This window comes from Runella sp. SP2 (assembly GCF_003711225.1).
Lineage (GTDB): Bacteria > Bacteroidota > Bacteroidia > Cytophagales > Spirosomataceae > Runella.
The window spans coordinates 5980872-5998853 of record NZ_CP031030.1; the positions used below are offsets into that span (position 1 = coordinate 5980872).

Sequence of the window (17982 nt, forward strand, 5' to 3'; positions counted from 1 at the left end):
AGCTGGGAGTTACAAACCCAAAGCTGCGAGTTATGGTCGTAACTACGTCAGTGGTGAACTAGGGGTTGAAATGAGCCTTGTTTTTCTGTCTTTTTGGAAAAACAAAACGGCTTTTACTTCTCCCTTTATGAAAACATCGTTTACACTTCTTTTGATGGCATGGGGTATTGTGGTAAGTAACGGGTTGACCTACGCCCAAAGTACCGAAATCCGCCCAGGGGTGATTTTGCCACAGATGACCACCGCCCAACGCACTGCGTTATCGGCCACCAACGGAATGTTGGTTTTTGACACCAACACCCAAAGTTATTGGTTGCGAAGCAATAACACTTGGACAGAACTACCCAAAACAGCCTCCAGTACCAGCTACTGGGAGCAATCAGGGGCAGCAGGCAATGAAATAAGAAATACCAACTCAGGAGGGTTCTGGTCAGCAAATTCGACAGCAGTAACCACATCAAATCCTGCTACTGCTCCCGTCAGTGGAGCAGGGACTCGCCTTATGTGGATACCTTCACGATCGGCTTTTCGGGTAGGTACAGTAGATGGTACGCAATGGAATACCTCTAACATAGGTTTATTTTCAACTGCTATAGGGTCTAACACAACGGCGATTGGGAGCTATGCAACGGCTATTGGTAATAATACAACAGCCAGTGGATATGCCTCCACTGCTATGGGATTTAGTGCAGTAGCGAATGGAAGCAGTTCTGTTGCCATGGGTTTTGAAGCACGTGCAGATGGGAATGTATCTACTGCAATGGGTGGTGGTACAGTGGCCACGGGAGATAATTCTACTGCTATGGGATTTGCAAACGTAGATGACCCTAATGGTTTATTGATGCTGGGGAATGGGGTTAATAGTGTTCAAAGAAAAACGGTCTTGGTTGTCAGAAGAGACAACAGCATGGGATTGGGAGATTTTGGTGCCGCTACCAATACGTTGGCTACTTTACACGTAAATACGTATAAAAATGTCAGTACGGGTCGTGTTACGGTGTTGTATCCTACCATTGCTACGCCCTCCAACTTTCCCACCTCGACGGCAGAGCTTTCTATTTATGCCTCTCAGGGGATTTTTTCGGCAACCTACATTGGTTCAGCCCAAAATGTGGTGCTGTCGGATGCCCGCATCAAAGAAGTGGAAGGTACCTCAGACAATGCCCAAGACTTAGCGACCTTGCGTCGGTTGCGCATCACGGATTACCGCATGAAAGACCGCTACGTATGGGGCGACCGTGCGTTTAAAAAAGTGATTGCGCAGCAAGTAGAGGAAGTATATCCGCAGGCGGTACGTCGTCAGACTTCGTTTATTCCTGATATTTATCAAGCAGCGTCGTTGGAAAATGGTTTTGTGAAACTTGCAGGCCACACGCTCAAAGCAGGCGAACGGGTGAAGTTGATGATGGATAACCGCGAAGAAATAACGGAAGTACTGGAAACCAACGAAACAGGATTTAGGATTGGGGGTTCGGTACCATCCACGACGGTGTTTGTCTATGGCCGCGAAGTGTCCGATTTTCGCACGGTGGACTACGAAGCCCTCTCGATGCTGGGAATCAGTGCCATACAGCAATTGGCCAAAGAAAACGATACGCTCAAAAAGGATTCCGAAGAACTCAAAAACCGCCTCAGCCGCTTAGAAGCGCTTGTTGAAAACTTGGCTACGGCGGAAGCCACTACTAAAACGGGGAAATGAAACCTTTTTGGAGTGACTTCTTTTGGAATGCTAGTAACCTTATCCTAGATGAAATAGGTTGACATTACATCAGTATAATTCTTCTCTTTTTTTTACATCGATACCACAATGAGACACGTATTTTTATTATGCGCTCTTATCGGCGCTACTCAACCTGCTGCTTGGGCACAACGTAATTATCTTTTTACAACGGCTCAAACGAATACTGTCAGCAATTACAGCGTCCTTGATTTGCCAGAGTTGAATGGAAAACCCAACGCTGTTTTTTCAGTGAGAACTAACGATGCTGCTAAAATACTAAATCCACATCCCGTCGGGGTTTGGTACACAGGGCAAAAATGGAGTATTTTTAATCAAGACCGAGCTCTTATGCCACCAGGTGTTACCTTTTTAGTAACACTTTCAGAACGGGCCTTTGTCTTGAAATCAGACCCAGAGAACACACGTGGAGCTGAACTTTTGGTTAATCAGGTTCCCTTAAATGGCAATGCGGACGCGAAATTCTCGATCACCCAAAACTGGAATCCAGATGGTATAGGGGGTACTTATAATCCAAGCGATATTGAAGCACGTTTTGATAGAAGCTTGGGAAAATGGGTACTCTTTAATAAATCAAGTACTCCTATTCCTGCGGGTGCAGCGTTCAATATTGTGGAATTGTTCGATGGAGAACCATCTTTAATGCAAGGCACTACAAGCAATGCGGCAACGAACAAACCCGAACCTTTGGTGTCCACAACCAGCAGTGTGGGAGCAGATCCAGCTATTTATCAATTCTTATCAAGTAACCGATTACAATATCCCTCTGTTAAGCAAGTCCCCACGTTACGAAAAACATTTAACGAAGACGGTTTTACCATCAAAGAGATGACTAGTATGAGTTACTTGGTCGAAAATACGGTATTTAATCCGCCTGCGGATGTTTTATATGCTGGGTCAGTGATTCAGTCTGAACCCTATTTCAAGGATAACCTACTCTATCCCGTTTCAAAACGAACAACTCCAGGGACAATCACAGTAGTAGGAGGTAACGGCCCAGGAAGCGGTAGCTATAGTTTGAAGTTGACCGAAAATTCACTACAAGCCTATAAAGACGGATTAGCTCAAATTTTGCGAGGCATTAATCTAACAAACTCCGTAGGGAGAACTCAATTCTTCTTCAAAAGCTGCCGTTCGGTAGAACAGGGAATGGTCAATCTTGGTATCAATTTTAGAGTCAATAACTTTAGTGGAGCGGCGGGCCTTAACAGTAAAAATAGTGTTGAAAAATCCTACGTTGTGGGCTTGGTCAAACAGGTCTATTACTCAGTCTCCTATCGACCCGATAATGACCTAACCAATCTTTTTCCTAGGCCAACTACCTTGACAGAGTTACGAAGCGAAGGGTTTGTAAGCAATACAAACCGTCCAGTTTATATTTCTCAAGTGGATTATGGGCGAATGTTTTTGTTGGTTGCGGAAAGTGAAGCAAGCTCAGATTCCCTTCGTATGTTTTTGGAAGCTAATTATCGAGGGGCGACGGTACAAGCGGGTGGTCGTTTTGATTATAATTCATTCAAGAGTCGTAACTCCGTGAATATTACGGTGTTTAGTGTAGGTAGCAACGACGACTCGAAACTGGCTGACGATATTACTGAACAAGCATTTAGAACTTTTTTACGAGGAGGAGCTACGGCCTCTTTAAGTAACCCCGGGGCACCTATTGCATTCAATGTAAGAGACTTTTTTGGAGGAGCTCTTATACCAACCTCCATTACAGCTGAGTATAGCGATGTAATGGGTCGTGCCACTCCCGAAACCTACGTTTATTTTGTTAAGCCAGGTGAGCAGGGGGGACAAAAAAACAAAACAAACGATGGTCGTCAGTTGGTGCTACAACGAGGGGATGTTATTAGTATAACCGCCACAGGAAGAGCTAAACATGGGCCTTGGGCGGCATGGGAGGATAAAGGCCCCGACGGGCAGGCCAATGAAGCAACTGATCCTACAGACCCTATGCCTTGCGGTGCTAATCAACTCCAACGTACCCGCCTTTGTGAATGTAACCGTTTTGCCATCATCTGTAACCTCCCTGACTTAGCTACTACCAAAAAAATTTGGACCTGTGTGGGAAGCGGCTTTCCCGCTAAATCAGTCGAAACAACCATGACAGTCCCCCTTAATTTTACATTCAACGATTTTAATACCAATGATGGCTATGGCGAGGGCTATACTATAACAGTGACGAGGATTCCTTATGAACAGATTATCAAGGAACGTGTGTCAGAAAAGTCGTCTCAATAACTATTCATTTCTAAAACGGAAAACAATGAAAACTTTATTCCTCGTCGTAATTACAAGCTGTTTTGTTCTAGGAAACGCACTTGCACAAAAGACACCTTCACCGTCAAATAACAAACAAGGTTCGAGTAGTAGTACTCAAAATAATGGAGATAAACTTCCTCCTGTGCAGCAAACTGGTAACACTTCTAGTTGGGGCGGCAGCAACAATGGAGGAAGTAAACCCTCGTCAAATTCAAGCAGTACAACCAGCAGCAATAGCGGCAGTTGGAGCAATAACAATTCGGGTTGGGGCAATAACAACGACGGAGGAGGTAAATCCTCGTCAAATTCAAGCAGTACAACCAGCAGCAATAGCGGCAGTTGGAGCAATAACAATTCGGGTTGGGGCAATAACAACGACGGAGGAGGTAAATCCTCGTCAAATTCAAGCAGTACAACCAGCAACAGTAGCGGCAGTTGGAGCAATAACAATTCGGGTTGGGGCAATAACAATAAGGAATCGGAGAACTCTTCAATGGGAAATGAAGAAAGTAATTCAAAGAGAGGGAATAATAATAGAACTAATTCCAACAGTGCTAACACTATATTTCATTGGAACGTACCACAAGGTTTCCTAAACAATCGGAATTGTCAATTATCATGGTCTTGTTATGGTTCACTTTTAAGTTCAGTTCGTAACAATCGCACAATTACAGAAAGGGAATTTGTCGAGCGTTTAGCAGGAGCTTATCCAATTTCTTTTGCTCGAAGAATGCCTCTGCATTATAATTCAATAAGTACAATGGCTCAACTATCAGGTTTTCAGTTCAGATACATCGAAAATATTCAGACGACAGAAGCTTTTAATAGCCTACTAACGATTGCTCGTGGTACATCAAATCCAATTCTACTGCTAACAATCCCACCTAATCCAGATGTATCTCAAACAGCTATGATGATTTTTGGTATTGCGGGAAGTGGGACAATTAATGATACGCTCTTTAGTGTGTTTGTCAACAATGAGTTTACGAGAGCCCCTGGTTTTTTCCAAGAAATAACATCAGGGATAGGGCCAAATCCTGTTGTTATTCTTTACTAGGCCAGAATACAGCATTGGTAAATAATCCACCACTCACATGAAAAACTATTCATCCATTTTTACGCTCGCTTTCTGGGGTTGGTGCGTGGCACTTACTTCGGCCGTTGGACAAGTAACCACTTTGCCAAATTCTATCGGAATTGGCCCAAGTACCAACCCCGCCATTCCGCTGCACATCAACAAATCGGGCGAAGTTATGCGCATTGACGGGGCTTCTAATCCTTTTGCAGCCTATTACAACAATGGCCTTCTGAAAGGGTACGTACAAACCACCCCGACCACGCTTACCATAGGAACGTCTAATACTACCTCCGACTTGGAATTTCGTACCAATACCCTTTCGCGGATGCTTATCAGCGGCAGTACTGGCGACATTACGATGAGTAGTAGGCTCAATGCAGGTTCGGGACTTCGCCTCACGGGGCCGTTGGTGGTGTCGGGGTCGTCGGGAGCGGTCGGCCAAGTGTTGATGACGTTAGGAAATACCTCGCCGATGTGGGTTGATGTTGTTCAAAACCCTCAAGTGGGCTTTGAAGCTACCTATTCGTCGTCGATTACCCTTGCTCATAATACAGAAAACGTACTTTCGGGTTTTACTGAAAACTGGGACGATGGGTCTATGTTGAATCCTTTGGCGGGAGAAATAACCATACCGTCCTCGGGATTGTATCGTTTTGAATGCAAACTGTCATTAGGTCGGGTGGGAAACAACCCTGCCATCGAACAAGGCAAACTCCGTTTTGCTCTCTATCAAAACGGGACGCTCATTCGCCAAATGCACTTTGATTACAAAATCAATGGACTAGGATTGGCAGTGGCACATCAGAATTTTGTAGAGTCGGTAAAGTTAAGCCAAGGGGATAGAATCGTCTTTAGCATTGTACAAACCAACGAAAGCACTACGCCAATTCTTTTGTACGTAAATGGTACGGGCGGAGATACTCAATTTAGGGGCTATAAAATATATTAAACCATGTCTCTGTTTCCACTCACCGACCGCACCCAATTGTTGCTGGAAGACATCCTGTACTTTGAGGGTGAAGGCAATTATACCTTTGTCTATTACCGAAATCGGCCTGCTGTGTTGCTTTCTAAAAGCATTGGTTTCTTAATGGAGCGCCTACCCGAAGGGATGTTTATACGCATCAGCCGCAAATACGCTATTCACAAAAATGCCGCCAATAGCTTGCAATTCGAGCAAGGAGAACGAGAAGTAACGTTTTTTGAGAGTATCACTTTGACGGTTTCTCGGCGACGGTGGCGTGAGTTTAAAAAAACGGTGGGTACCAAACCCATTCGTCTCAGAAAATAGCCGTAAAAATGAAAAAGCCATTCTCTCCGTAGTGGAAAGAATGGCTTTGTATAAAATAGAACTTCTTATGCTTCTACCATGCAAGCCCCTACGGTTACGTTAGAGGTTTCGTCAATCAAAATAGCCGCTCCGTTGGCACGGTTGGTTTGATAGGCGTCGTAAGCGATAGGCTTGGCTGTGCGGAGAACAATTTTAGCTACATCGTTGAGCTTGAGGCTTTCGATGTCTTCCAATTGGTCGTAATTGCTAATATCCACGCGGTATTCGATGCCTTTTACCGAACAACGAACCCGAGTCGTACCGTGTTGAAGGGTGTATTTATTGCCAACTTTTAGTTCTTTGCGGTCGTCCATCCAACAAATCGTTGCTTCTACGTCTTGACTAAGGACGGGTGAGTTGCCTGTGCCACTGATTAAGTCTCCACGGCTAATGTCAACGTCGGTTTCGAGTAATATTGTCGCTGATTGAGGCGCCGAAACTTCCTCTACTTCTTGACCATATACTTCAATTTTAGCGATTTTCGACGTTTGTTCAGACGGGAAAACCGTAATGGTATCGCCTTTGCGGAATACGCCACTCTGTACACGTCCTGCATAGCCACGGTAATCGTGTAGTTCCTCGGTTTGAGGACGAATAACGTACTGTACCGAGAAACGAGCGTCGTTGAGGTTCAAGTCGTGCTGTACATCTACATTTTCCAAGAAATGAAGCATGGTTTCGCCCGTGTACCAAGGCATGGCCTCCGACTTATCCACAATGTTATCCCCTGCCAAGGCACTCACAGGGATGATTTTGAGGTCTTTGATGGCCAATTTGTCGGCGAGTTTTTGGTATTCTTGCGCAATTTGCAAGAACGTATCTTCCGAATACCCCACCAAATCCATTTTATTGACAGCCACCACAATATGCGGAATGCCCAACATCGACGCAATCAGCGAGTGACGGCGAGTTTGTTCAACGACTCCTTGGCGGGCATCAATCAAAATAATGGCCAAGTCAGCATTGGAAGCACCCGTCACCATGTTGCGGGTATATTGAATATGCCCTGGGGCATCAATACTGATAAACTTACGGTTAGGTGTTTGAAAGTACTTGTAGGCGACGTCGATGGTAATGCCTTGTTCGCGTTCTGAGCGCAAGCCGTCGGTCAGCAGCGCAAGGTCGATTTCGCCATCTCCGCGTGTTTTGCTGGCTTTTTCCACGGCTTCCATTTGGTCAGCCAAAATGCTTTTTGTATCGTAAAGCAAGCGTCCGATGAGGGTACTTTTCCCGTCATCAACACTACCTGCGGTTATAAATCTTAGAATGTCCATAAGCCCCTAAATCCCCAATGGGGACTTTTTTTATTGGTTTTAATACTAATCTGTGCTGAGGGTTGCTCACAACCCGAATATCGAGTACAAAGTGTCGAGGTGAGAGTGCAGAGTGTCGAATAAGTTTTTTCATTCGACATTCTGCACTCAAAAATTCGACATTCTAAAAATATCCTCCCTTTTTGCGGTCTTCCATGGCCGCTTCGGTCTGCTGGTCGTCGATACGTGTTTCGCCGCGTTCGCTGATGCGCGTCGCCTTGATTTCGGCCACTACTTGTTCAATGGTACTGGCTTCTGATTCAACGGCAGCCGTACAAGTCATGTCGCCTACGGTACGGAAACGGACGGTTTTGGTAACAATCACGTCGGAGTCGTCTTTATAGATAAAATCGGCGTTGGCGAGCAAGTTTCCGTCGCGCAAAATCATTTCGCGTTGGTGCGAGAAATAGATGCTTGGAAGCGGAATTTTTTCGCGCTCAATGTACGCCCACACGTCCAATTCGGTCCAGTTAGAGATAGGGAAACAACGGACGTTTTCGCCTTTGCTAATTTTTCCGTTGAACAAATTCCAAAGTTCAGGACGTTGGCGTTTAGGATCCCACTGACCAAACTCATCGCGGAAGGAGAAAATGCGCTCTTTGGCGCGGGCTTTTTCCTCGTCGCGGCGAGCACCCCCGATACAAGCGTCGAACTCAAATTCTTCGATGGTATCGAGCAACGTAAAGGTCTGTAGCCAGTTGCGGCTGGCATTTTTACCAGTTGGTTCTTTTAAGCCTTTGGCTTTGATGGTATCTTCTACTTGGCGAACAATCAATTTAGCTCCCACTTCATTGGCCATCCAATCGCGGTATTGAGTTGCTTCGGGGAAGTTGTGGCCTGTATCGATGTGAACCAAGGGGAAAGGAATTTTGCCTGGCGCAAACGCTTTTTGGGCAAGGCGAACCAGCGTAATCGAATCTTTCCCGCCCGAAAACAACAATGCTGGACGCTCAAATTGACCCGCTACTTCACGCATGATGTAGATGGCTTCCGATTCGAGTTGGTCTAGGTAATCCTGACGTTGGGCGTCGGAGGATAAACTTTGAATATTTGACATGATGTATCGTGTCTGAATTGGATAATTTACGTTTAAATCGACGAGTGTTTGGCTATCTGGCGTGCAACCCGCACTCTTTTTTACTTTCGTCTTCCCACCACCAACGACCTGCGCGGAAGTCTTCTCCTTCGAGAATGGCGCGGGTACAAGGGGCACAGCCGATGCTCACAAACCCTTTGTCGTGCAGCGGGTTATACGGAACATTGTGGGCTTTGACGTATTGCTTTACCTCGTCAAAACTCCAAGCGAGCAAAGGATTGTATTTGAACAACTCATGTCCTCCGTCCCACTCAATGGCTTGCATTCCTGTACGGTTGTTCGACTGCTCCGCACGGATACCTGTTACCCATACTTTTACACCTTTGAGCGCACGATTAAGGGGCTCAACTTTACGAATAAAACAACACTCTTTGCGGTTTTCGATGGATTCATAAAAGCTAAGTGGGCCTTTTTCGGTCAATAATTTCTCAACGCCTGCGCTTTGGGGGAAATATACCTCCAGCTTCGTGTCGTAGCGATTGTTGGTTTTTTGCAGTGTCGTGTAGCTTTCTGGAAACATCCGCCCCGTATCAAGGGTAAAAATGCGAATGTCGATGCCGTTGGCCAAAATCATGTCCGTAATGACTTGGTCTTCGTAGCCCAAGCTACTCGAAAACGCCACTTGTCCAGGAAAAAGCTCCGACAAAAGGCGAAGAGTTTCGACTTCTGTTTTACCTTCAATTTGGTGTAGCAACGATTCGGTACTATGTGTTTCGGTGGGTGTCATGGTAATAACTATATTTTTTCAGCGAGTACTTCTGCACTTACTATGGCTGCTTGTGAAAAGTCTTCAATCAAATCTTCTATAGACTCCAACCCAACTGAAATGCGAATCAAGCCTTCCGTAATTCCCAAGGCTGCTTTTTCATCGGGTTTCAATTTAGAGTGAGTAGTCGTGAACGGATTGGTAATGATGGTACGAGTATCTCCTAAGTTTGACGACAAAGTCGGAATTTGGAGGGCTTTCATAAAAGCACTTACTCGTTCAAAACCACCTTCTAATTCTATCGTGACAATGGCGCCACCTGCGTTCATTTGCGCTTTGGCAAGCTCGTATTGGGCATGACTTGGTAAAAACGGATAGTTAACCTTTTTCACTTCGGGTAATGCCTCCAACGCTTCGGCCAATTGCAATGCGTTTTGGCTGTGTTTTTCCATACGCAATTCTAGCGTTTCGAGGCTTTTGCTCAATGTCCACGCATTAAACGGCGACATCGACGGCCCCGTGTGGCGGCAGAAGAAACGGATAGGAGCGATGTATTCGGCTTTCCCAACCACTACCCCACCCAATACACGGCCTTGCCCATCCATGAATTTGGTAGCTGAGTGAACCACTAAATCGGCGCCAAAATCAATCGGTGTTTGGATGATAGGCGTAGCAAAACAGTTGTCAACGTTGAATATCAAATTGTGTTTTTTGCACAAACGGCCAATCATCGCCAAGTCCACCAATTCCAATCCAGGGTTGGAAGGGGTTTCTAGGTAAACCATGCGGCTGTTGGGCTGTACGGCTGCTTCCCACTGTTCTTCGGTAGCGTCGGCGTCCAAATAGGTATAGGTAATACCCCATTTGGCAAAAATTTGGGTAATAATTTGGTGCGCCGACCCAAACAAGGCACGGCAAGCAATGATATGGTCGCCAGACTTGAGAATACCCGCCATACTTGCGAAAACGGCTGCCATACCTGTAGCGGTGGCGAGGCCATCTTCCGCTCCTTCGAGCATACACACTTTGTCCACAAATTCTTGAACGCTAGGGTTAGAGAAGCGGCTGTAGATATTGCCTTCTTCTGTTTCGTCAAACAATGCCTTACCTTGTTCTGCCGACTCAAATGAAAAACTTGAGGTAAGAAATAGGGGCGTTGAATGTTCGCGGTACTGCGTTTTTTTCGTTTGCGTACGAATCGCTTTCGTCTGACGTTTCATGATTTTCCTTAAAATTAGATCGCAAAATTACACATTATACTATAATATCGCTTTTAAAACTACGCGTAAGCCCAAGAAAATAACCAAACAACCTACAATGACCATCAGCGGTTTACGATTGACTTTGTTGACCAAATAAGCCCCAAGGGGTGCCGCCATGATACCGCCTATCATTAGCCCTAACACCACTTGCCAGCTGTTGATTCCTTCAAAAAGCAAGAAAGTAATGCCACTTGCGAAGGCAACCGCAAATTCGGCGGCATTGACCGAGCCAATGGTGTAGCGAGGGTCACGTCCGCGGCCGATAAGTGTAGAGGTAACGATAGGCCCCCACCCGCCGCCGCCAACGGCGTCCATAAACCCGCCAAAAAGCGCCAATCCTCCTAAACGCTTGGTTGGCTTTTTAACGGTGGTTTTCTTCAACCCTTTGCTGACAATGATGCAGCCAAGCACAACCATGTAGGCGGAGATATACGGCTTAATGAGGTTTCCGTCGATGACGTCTGATAATAAATAAGCGCCTGTTATTGAACCAATTACGCCAGGAATCAAAAGCGTGCGAAAGAGCTTTTTATTGATGTTTTTAAACTTAAAATGTGAAATGGCAGATGCACCCGTGGTAAACATCTCTGACAAGTGAACGCTCGTACTGCTCACAGCTGGCGGTACGCCTAAAGTAAGTAAAAAGGAAGTGGCACTAGCTCCGTAGCCCATTCCTAACGCTCCATCCACGAGCTGGGCGAAAACCCCAACCAACAGGAAAAAAGCAAAGTCAGAATTAAATCCCGCTTTAAAATTCTCGAAAGAAAATTCAGACCCGTGTTTAATGAGGAGATACCCGAGGGTGAGGGTAAGCAATGTGACAGGAATCCCAATCCACATCCACCTTTCGGAGTCGGGTTGGTTTTTTTTTGCTGAAACAGGGGCCGTTTTCGTGGCTGAGTTCATCAGGGTTTTAGGTTAATTCGGTGGTATATCGTAAGTCTCGTAATATCTCGATTAAAGAACTGATACCCATTACTTCGCTGCTGGTACCAGTGTAAATAGCCTAGTTCGAGGGCTAGTTTTTTGCCAAGGCTTTGTTCAAGTCCGATGTAAATTCGGTTTTGATCAAATTGGTTGAGGGTGACGTTCTTGCCCGCATTTACCATCAATTCGTTGGCTATTTTAAGATAGGTGCTATGGTCGGTACTTTGCTTCGACAATAACACAATGGCTTGCGCCCGTAGTCGTATCCTAAAATTGAAATCATAGCCATCTAGCAATTGCTTTCCGTCATTTCTATGAATAAACCGCTCGTCAACTCTTAGCCGCTGAGCCAATACCAGCCGTTTTCCAAAAGGCATTGTTAGGTTTATTTCCTGAAAAGGCCGAAGCTCAGGAACAATCAAATACACCGTTGCGTCAGGACTTTGGGGACTTTGCCGCGAATACGTAAAACCCGCTGCAATGTCAACGTTAGGCAAAACTTTGTAATGAAGATGGCTGTGTATAATCAAGTGATGTTGGGTATTGGCCTGTAAAAACCGACGATTGTCGATTTCGTTGTGCCAAGTCCACCTTGGGTGAAAATTCAACTGATTATAGTAGCGCGTCCAGTACAAAGTTTGACGAGTTACTTCTTTTTGTTGGGCTATCGTTTTATAACCAATTGCTTGAAGAAGAATGAAAATAATAATCCTAATTCCAGATATGGTATATAATCTATATAGACTTTTTCGCATAAATTAAATGCCGCCCTTTCGGAACGGCATGACAAAAGTAGGTGCTCTATTTGAATAGTCCAAAAAAGGGCGTGAAAATCTGATTAAATTCTTACAAAAATCCGATTTTTATACATCCAGTACAAAATTGACCACTCTACAAAAAGAATAAGCCCGCCGCGCACAAGCGGTTCATAGGTCATTCCAAAGGCTTGGTCATAGGTTTTTGAGATGTGAATTTGAATAGAGTGATGAATAAACTCTACTATGGTGTGGGAGATTACGTAGGCCGCAATGGAGTTCATGCCAATCACAATCAGCCAAAAGAAAGCCTTTCGGTAACCCTGAATATCTACCAACCAAAAGAAAGCGGCCAATAAAATAAAGCACCAGCCACCGCTGAACAATACCCAGGTGGGCGTCCAGATGCGTTTTACATTGGGGCAAATACCCAACCAGTTGAGAGTTAAGGCAATGATTAATAAACTGACGCCCATGGCCACAAATTTCAGAGCTTTTTCTTTAGGGGAAGTTTCGTCTTTGAGCCATTGCCCTGCCAATAGCCCCAGCGTCATGGTACCGAGGGTAGGGATAAAACTTAGCGTAGAATAGCCGCCACCGTTACGAATAAAGGGTTTTTCACGTGGGAAAAGGTTCATAAACCATTGGTCAAATGCCCAAGCTGCATTGGTGTTTTTGTTCCAATGAGCCGCCAACCCTTTCAAATTGTGTTCCCAATCGGGCGTAACACCCACGGCCGCGTAGTCAAAACTGGCATCAGGAAGTGGATAAAGGAAAAAAAACAGCCAATAGCCTACTAAAATAGTAGCCAATGCAATCAGCTGGGTACGAACCGACTTGAAGCCAAACCAAAACAAAAATGGGTAACCCATCCCGATTTGCGAAAGGGTATCTTCAAAGGTAAAGTTGGTTTGTTCACGGTGCATGGAGCGCAAAAATACCCCCAAGAAAATAAGAATAAGCGACCGCTGAAGCGTATGGCCAAACATATCGCGGAAAGTTTGGCCTTTAGCCACCCGACTCGCGACGGAATAGGGCAGTGCTACTCCTACCAAGAATGAAAACGACGGCTGGATAAGGTCGTGAAGCGAACAACCCACCCACTCGACGTGGTCTTGGTTAAAGGCTAAAAAAGCCCAAAATGAACTTTCGGGAAGGGCTTTTGAAATATGACCAAATTCGAGGACTTCGGCCATCATCAAGAACATCACAAAGCCACGGTACGCGTCAACAGAAGAAATTCGGTTAGGTATAGTTTGTGCCATGAGAGAAAAGGGTTTGATGCAAAAAGGTAATGCAAAGAGTTTTATAACCTTGGCGAACTATGAACTTCTCAAGGGTGTTTCTGATACTACTAATTCTTTGTGCTTTGATACCTTTTCTTCGGTCAAAAAAAATGCTGGTACTTCTGGTTGTAGCTTCCTTGGGGAGCGTATTTTATTTTTTTATGTACGAAAAGTTCGACTGGAAGGTTGAGGGCTTTCGTTCAAATCCTGACTTGAAAACCATTCGAGCCGATTGGAAAGGGAACCCTGTCAATCAGCAAGGGCGTTTTTTGAACGATCCCATTTCTCCCCTTCCTGCTTTCAGTGAATTGTGGCGGTGGCAAACGGAAACAAACCCACAAAAGAAAGAAAAGAAAACCGATACATTTCGCCTGACTGTTACCAAAAATTCGGACTTTCTACACTCAAACGAAGATTGTGTGGTATGGCTAGGGCACGCTACGTTTTTTATCCGACTCAATGGGGTTACTTTTTTGACCGACCCCGTACTCGATAGTCCTTCGTTTATGATGAAACGTTTTAGCGAACTTCCCGTGGCGATTTCAGACCTCAAAAATTTGGACTACATCATCGTTTCGCACGACCACCGCGATCACTGCGACGAACAAAGCCTAAAAGCGCTAGCTCCTCAAAACCCCAATGCAGTCTATTTGACTGGTTTGGGGGTAGAGACGATATTTGGAGATTGGGTAAAAAGTACAAAAATTCAATCAGCGGGCTGGTTTCAGGCGTATCAAACCGATACCACAAAAATTGAAGTCATTTATTTGCCTGCGCGTCACTGGGGGCGGCGCTATCTCAACGATACCAACAAAAACCTGTGGGGTTCGTACTTGATTCGGGCCAATGGAAAAAGTGTATATTTTGGGTCAGATTCGGGCTACGGGGCGCATTATCAGGAGTTGGGTCAAATGCTGGGCGGAGTGGATGTAGCGTTGTTGGGCGTAGGTGCGTACAAACCCGAATGGTTTATGTCAGCCAGCCACATGGGTCCCAAAGATGCTGTAAAGTCAGCCCATGAACTTAACGCAAAACGTTTGATTCCGATGCACTACGGAACGTTTGATTTGTCGGATGAACCACTGGGCGATCCTTATCGGGTGTTGCAAGAATTACAGAAAAAGCCCGAAAATCAAAACCTCATTCACTTGGCGGGAGTAGGAGAAGTGGTGAGGCTGTGATGGAAAATTGTGGAATCGGGAAAGAGGAGATGAGAGATGAGAAATGAGAAGAGCGGCGAAGAAAACCCTTCGCCGCTCTTGTTTTTAAGTGCCTAGGTCGTGGTGGCCACGGTTAACAAATAACAGTTAACAATTAACAGTGCTCTAGCTAACTCTTGTTTTATGTGCTCTTTTGGCGGCCAAGTCGTGGGCGGTGTCGTAGTACGAACGGAGGTTGTTCCAATCGAACACTTCGGCAATGTTTTCCACTTTATTACGCTGTTGAATGCGTTCGCGGAGGTTCATTTTGACAAACTTGAATAAAATGTTGGCAAGTTGGTCGGCTGCTTGGTCGAAGTTCTGTGTGTTACGATTGATAACATAAATACCACGGTTCTCATAGTCGCGCATGATTTGCATGATAAAGTCCCCAAAACCAGACAAATCACTCGTCACGGTCGGAATTCCACGCACGACGCACTCAAGTGGCGTATAGCCCCATGGTTCGTAGTAACTTGGGAAAATACCTAAGTGACATCCACGCACAAATTGCCCATAATCTAAACCAAAGAGAGGATTGGTAGATGCAATAAAGTCGGGGTGATATACAATCTTCACGCGGTCTTGCTCGTGGTTTTTAAGTCCCGAACGCTCGCAGAATTCGGTGATAGAATCGGGCGTTTTTAAGTCGTGCGTCACGTACGGCGGAAGGCGTTTTGTTTTCCACGTCTGAATCGTACGACGTAAACGCAAGCGCCAGTATTCGTCCACAAACTGGTTTAAATCAGGTAAATTGTGGTCGCTCGATGCGGCCGAAGCCATGTACAATTTCTCGCCTAATTGTTTTTCGATGGCGCTACACGTATCCTGAATTTCCCCTAGAACGGCTCGTGATTGGAGTACATCAGGATTAATAGAATGATATGGCTGTTTGGTTACGATAAACATCACCACCGTCATGTCCATTTTGGCTTGTACCATTTTCCAGTTGAGGCGCGCTAGGGCTTCAAGGGTAATGTCGTAGCCTTTGTTGACAAACTCATACCGCCCCGACGTGAAGAAATAGAGCGTTTTATCAAGATTGAAGGAATAGCTTTGGAAGAAATGCCCCATCACGAAATCGTGGATATTCTCCTTGTATTTCATGTGAAGGTTTTGGAACTCGTGGACAGCCGCAAATCGCTGAATGTTAAGGCCGTTGGGGAGAACGAGGTCAGGCGTTTTTCCAAGAAATACTTCACATTCGCGAGCGGTTACGTCGCTGACCGTGGTGCTGACGTGGGCATTCAAGTACGCGAGTCGTTCAACCGTCGCTTGTGCTTCAATGCCATAGTGTCGAGCTTCGTGTTTCCAGTCGAAGTAAGGGAGTTTGTGGTAAAAATCGCGCTCGTTGGAAGCGATATAACGCCCTAGCATGGTGGCATGGGTAGTAAATACGGTCGCTACCCGCACGTCGTCGCGGCGCAAATCAGGCAATCCCGAACTTGCCATCCACTCGTGGAAATGAGCCGTAATATCAAACTTACGAGCGTAATCTTGGGCGTAATAGGTCAAAAACATCCGCACCATTTCGCCAAAGCAAAGGGTTTGGTTGACGAGGTCTTCAACATTGACCGTCGAGATTTGGTGGCGTTCCCACAAGCCATATTTGATGGCATCTAGGCGCGGCATCATGCTACGAATGTCAAACAAAACCACGCGCGGTTTGCCCGTAATGAGCCAATATCCATACTCGACTGCCAAGCCTTCTTCGCGCATTTTTTGAACAACTTGGTAAAGACCTGAGCCGTCGTCCGACGTGATGGGTTCATATTCGGTGAGTGCGCGTTGTGGGAAATAAGGGCCAAGACAGACGTATTCGTCGCCCCACTGGTCAACCATGGCAGGGACCTTGCTTCTTATCACGGTATAAATCCCCCCAACTTGGTTGCAAACCTCCCAAGCGATTTCAAAGAGGAGACTCTTTTTTTGTTTTTTTTCCACGGTTAAGTGCGGGTTAATGTACAATTCAAAGTAAAAAATGAATTATTTCAAGATTGTATTTTGCAATAATAATGGATATTTAGCCTTCCACCAAAAAATGAATCTTCTAAGTGGCGTTGTGAAAAATTAATACTATTTGGTAAAAATACACCAGCCTCAGCGTGTCTAATTATTGTCCTACAAATACCCCGATTTTTGGGTGCAATGGCTTGAAATAACCCAAAAACAGGTTTTTAGGAAAAGAATATTTAGAGTTTCACTAACAATTGTGGCGAGTTTGCTACTTCAAAAAAGTAGTTTCTTCTCCAACAATACTAAAGAAAAAATGAATAAAAAACTACGGTGGCTTTGAAGGAAAGTAATAATTTGTTGACAAAGAGTAGGGTTAAGCTTTAAAAAGATAACCAACTCCTTTGAGGGTAATGATTTCGAGGGTGGAATCGTCGCGGAAGTAGTCGCGGAGGCGGGTGATATAGACGTCAAGGTTGCGTGAATTAAAAAAGGAGTCGTCGCCCCAAACGCGCAAAAGGATGTCGCGACGCTGTACGGTGAAGTTGAGATTTTCGGTCAAAATAGAAAGCAGTTCGGTTTCGCGGTGGGAGAGTTTCCGAACGTTTCCTGCTTGGTGAAGTTCGTAGCGGTGTGGTAAAAATTGGTATTGGCCAAGGGCGATGGCTTGGCTGGGTGTGGAGGCCGCAGAAGAAGCAGCTTTTTGTTGAGTAAGGAAAAGCAAATTCTGAATCCGCACGATAAGTTCTTCCATGCTGAATGGTTTTCGGATAAAATCATTGCCACCCACTTGAAAGCCCTTCAAAACGTCTTCGGTTTGGGTTTTGGCCGTCAAAAAAATGATGGGCATATCGGGTTGTAATTGCCGAATATCTTGTGCCAATGCGTACCCGTCGCGGTAGGGTAGCATAATGTCGAGCACACAAATAGTCGGACGAAACGATTTAAATTGAGTAATAACTTCCCTCCCGTCGGCAACCATACAGACCTCAAACCCGCGGCTTTCGAGGCTTTCCTTTACAATTTTTCCTAAAAATGGTTCGTCTTCGACGTAGAGAATTTTGGTTGACATGG

Annotated in this window: 15 protein-coding genes; 6 read left to right on the forward strand and 9 right to left on the reverse strand. The window is 45.3% G+C overall.

Features of this window, described 5'->3' with window-relative positions; genetic code table 11:
• Positions 1-127 precede the first annotated feature (127 nt).
• The 5 genes from DTQ70_RS24100 (at position 128) to DTQ70_RS24125 (ending at position 6372) form a co-directional block, all read left to right on the forward strand.
• A complete protein-coding gene (locus tag DTQ70_RS24100) occupies positions 128-1699 on the forward strand; it encodes a tail fiber domain-containing protein (RefSeq protein WP_164490186.1) in 1572 nt (523 codons plus the stop codon).
• Positions 1700-1807: 108 nt separating this feature from the next.
• Positions 1808-3982, forward strand: a complete 2175-nt coding sequence (locus DTQ70_RS24105) for a thiol-activated cytolysin family protein (protein WP_122933159.1) — start codon at positions 1808-1810, stop codon at positions 3980-3982.
• 25 nt (positions 3983-4007) lie between these two features.
• Positions 4008-5060, forward strand: coding sequence for a hypothetical protein (locus DTQ70_RS30865; protein ID WP_164490187.1), 1053 nt, complete (start codon positions 4008-4010; stop codon positions 5058-5060).
• A 37-nt stretch (positions 5061-5097) separates the two neighbouring features.
• Positions 5098-6030 (forward strand): hypothetical protein, encoded by a 933-nt coding sequence (locus DTQ70_RS24120; RefSeq protein WP_122933162.1) that lies wholly within the window; start codon positions 5098-5100, stop codon positions 6028-6030.
• 3 nt (positions 6031-6033) lie between these two features.
• The gene (locus DTQ70_RS24125) at positions 6034-6372 is read left to right on the forward strand and encodes a LytTR family DNA-binding domain-containing protein (RefSeq protein WP_122933163.1); all 339 of its coding nucleotides are present in this window, start codon (positions 6034-6036) and stop codon (positions 6370-6372) included.
• Between the two features lie 65 nt (positions 6373-6437).
• On the opposite strand, the gene DTQ70_RS24130 is transcribed toward DTQ70_RS24125, so the two are convergent.
• From DTQ70_RS24130 to DTQ70_RS24160, 7 genes are all read right to left on the reverse strand, one after another.
• Positions 6438-7685 (reverse strand): sulfate adenylyltransferase subunit 1, encoded by a 1248-nt coding sequence (locus DTQ70_RS24130; protein WP_122933164.1) that lies wholly within the window; start codon positions 7683-7685, stop codon positions 6438-6440.
• A 163-nt stretch (positions 7686-7848) separates the two neighbouring features.
• Positions 7849-8781: a sulfate adenylyltransferase subunit CysD gene (gene cysD, locus DTQ70_RS24135; protein WP_122933165.1), complete on the reverse strand. Its 933-nt coding sequence runs from the start codon at positions 8779-8781 to the stop codon at positions 7849-7851.
• Between the two features lie 52 nt (positions 8782-8833).
• Entirely contained in the window at positions 8834-9547 is a 714-nt protein-coding gene (locus DTQ70_RS24140; protein WP_122933166.1) for a phosphoadenylyl-sulfate reductase, read from the reverse strand.
• Between the two features lie 8 nt (positions 9548-9555).
• Positions 9556-10746 carry a PLP-dependent aspartate aminotransferase family protein gene (locus tag DTQ70_RS24145; RefSeq protein WP_122933167.1) on the reverse strand — a complete coding sequence of 397 codons (1191 nt, stop codon included), beginning with the start codon at positions 10744-10746 and terminating at the stop codon, positions 9556-9558.
• A 39-nt stretch (positions 10747-10785) separates the two neighbouring features.
• A complete protein-coding gene (locus DTQ70_RS24150) occupies positions 10786-11694 on the reverse strand; it encodes a sulfite exporter TauE/SafE family protein (protein ID WP_122933168.1) in 909 nt (302 codons plus the stop codon).
• On the reverse strand, positions 11694-12470 hold the full coding sequence (locus tag DTQ70_RS24155; protein ID WP_122933169.1) for a DUF2490 domain-containing protein: 777 nt from the start codon (positions 12468-12470) through the stop codon (positions 11694-11696). The genes DTQ70_RS24150 and DTQ70_RS24155 overlap by 1 nt, the downstream gene beginning before the upstream one ends.
• Before the next feature lie 83 nt (positions 12471-12553).
• A complete protein-coding gene (locus DTQ70_RS24160) occupies positions 12554-13735 on the reverse strand; it encodes an acyltransferase family protein (RefSeq protein WP_122933170.1) in 1182 nt (393 codons plus the stop codon).
• Positions 13736-13866: 131 nt separating this feature from the next.
• On the opposite strand from DTQ70_RS24160, the gene DTQ70_RS24165 reads away from it, so the two are divergent.
• Positions 13867-14937 carry an MBL fold metallo-hydrolase gene (locus DTQ70_RS24165; RefSeq protein WP_229600004.1) on the forward strand — a complete coding sequence of 357 codons (1071 nt, stop codon included), beginning with the start codon at positions 13867-13869 and terminating at the stop codon, positions 14935-14937.
• A gap of 144 nt (positions 14938-15081) precedes the next feature.
• On the opposite strand, the gene DTQ70_RS24170 is transcribed toward DTQ70_RS24165, so the two are convergent.
• Together DTQ70_RS24170 and DTQ70_RS24175 are read right to left on the reverse strand one after the other, a co-directional pair.
• Complete coding sequence (locus DTQ70_RS24170; protein WP_122933172.1) at positions 15082-16899, reverse strand: glycogen synthase; 1818 nt, start codon at positions 16897-16899, stop codon at positions 15082-15084.
• Positions 16900-17284: 385 nt separating this feature from the next.
• Positions 17285-17980 carry a response regulator transcription factor gene (locus tag DTQ70_RS24175; RefSeq protein WP_122933173.1) on the reverse strand — a complete coding sequence of 232 codons (696 nt, stop codon included), beginning with the start codon at positions 17978-17980 and terminating at the stop codon, positions 17285-17287.
• Between the last annotated feature and the right edge of the window lie 2 nt (positions 17981-17982).

Coding starts and splice junctions, on each gene's coding strand:
- DTQ70_RS24100 (WP_164490186.1), top strand. CDS start 128: ATGAAAACATCGTTTACACTTCTTTTGATGGCATGGGGTATTGTGGTA.
- DTQ70_RS24105 (WP_122933159.1), top strand. CDS start 1,808: ATGAGACACGTATTTTTATTATGCGCTCTTATCGGCGCTACTCAACCT.
- DTQ70_RS30865 (WP_164490187.1), top strand. CDS start 4,008: ATGAAAACTTTATTCCTCGTCGTAATTACAAGCTGTTTTGTTCTAGGA.
- DTQ70_RS24120 (WP_122933162.1), top strand. CDS start 5,098: ATGAAAAACTATTCATCCATTTTTACGCTCGCTTTCTGGGGTTGGTGC.
- DTQ70_RS24125 (WP_122933163.1), top strand. CDS start 6,034: ATGTCTCTGTTTCCACTCACCGACCGCACCCAATTGTTGCTGGAAGAC.
- DTQ70_RS24130 (WP_122933164.1), bottom strand. CDS start 7,685: ATGGACATTCTAAGATTTATAACCGCAGGTAGTGTTGATGACGGGAAA.
- cysD (WP_122933165.1), bottom strand. CDS start 8,781: ATGTCAAATATTCAAAGTTTATCCTCCGACGCCCAACGTCAGGATTAC.
- DTQ70_RS24140 (WP_122933166.1), bottom strand. CDS start 9,547: ATGACACCCACCGAAACACATAGTACCGAATCGTTGCTACACCAAATT.
- DTQ70_RS24145 (WP_122933167.1), bottom strand. CDS start 10,746: ATGAAACGTCAGACGAAAGCGATTCGTACGCAAACGAAAAAAACGCAG.
- DTQ70_RS24150 (WP_122933168.1), bottom strand. CDS start 11,694: ATGAACTCAGCCACGAAAACGGCCCCTGTTTCAGCAAAAAAAAACCAA.
- DTQ70_RS24155 (WP_122933169.1), bottom strand. CDS start 12,470: ATGCGAAAAAGTCTATATAGATTATATACCATATCTGGAATTAGGATT.
- DTQ70_RS24160 (WP_122933170.1), bottom strand. CDS start 13,735: ATGGCACAAACTATACCTAACCGAATTTCTTCTGTTGACGCGTACCGT.
- DTQ70_RS24165 (WP_229600004.1), top strand. CDS start 13,867: ATGCTGGTACTTCTGGTTGTAGCTTCCTTGGGGAGCGTATTTTATTTT.
- DTQ70_RS24175 (WP_122933173.1), bottom strand. CDS start 17,980: ATGTCAACCAAAATTCTCTACGTCGAAGACGAACCATTTTTAGGAAAA.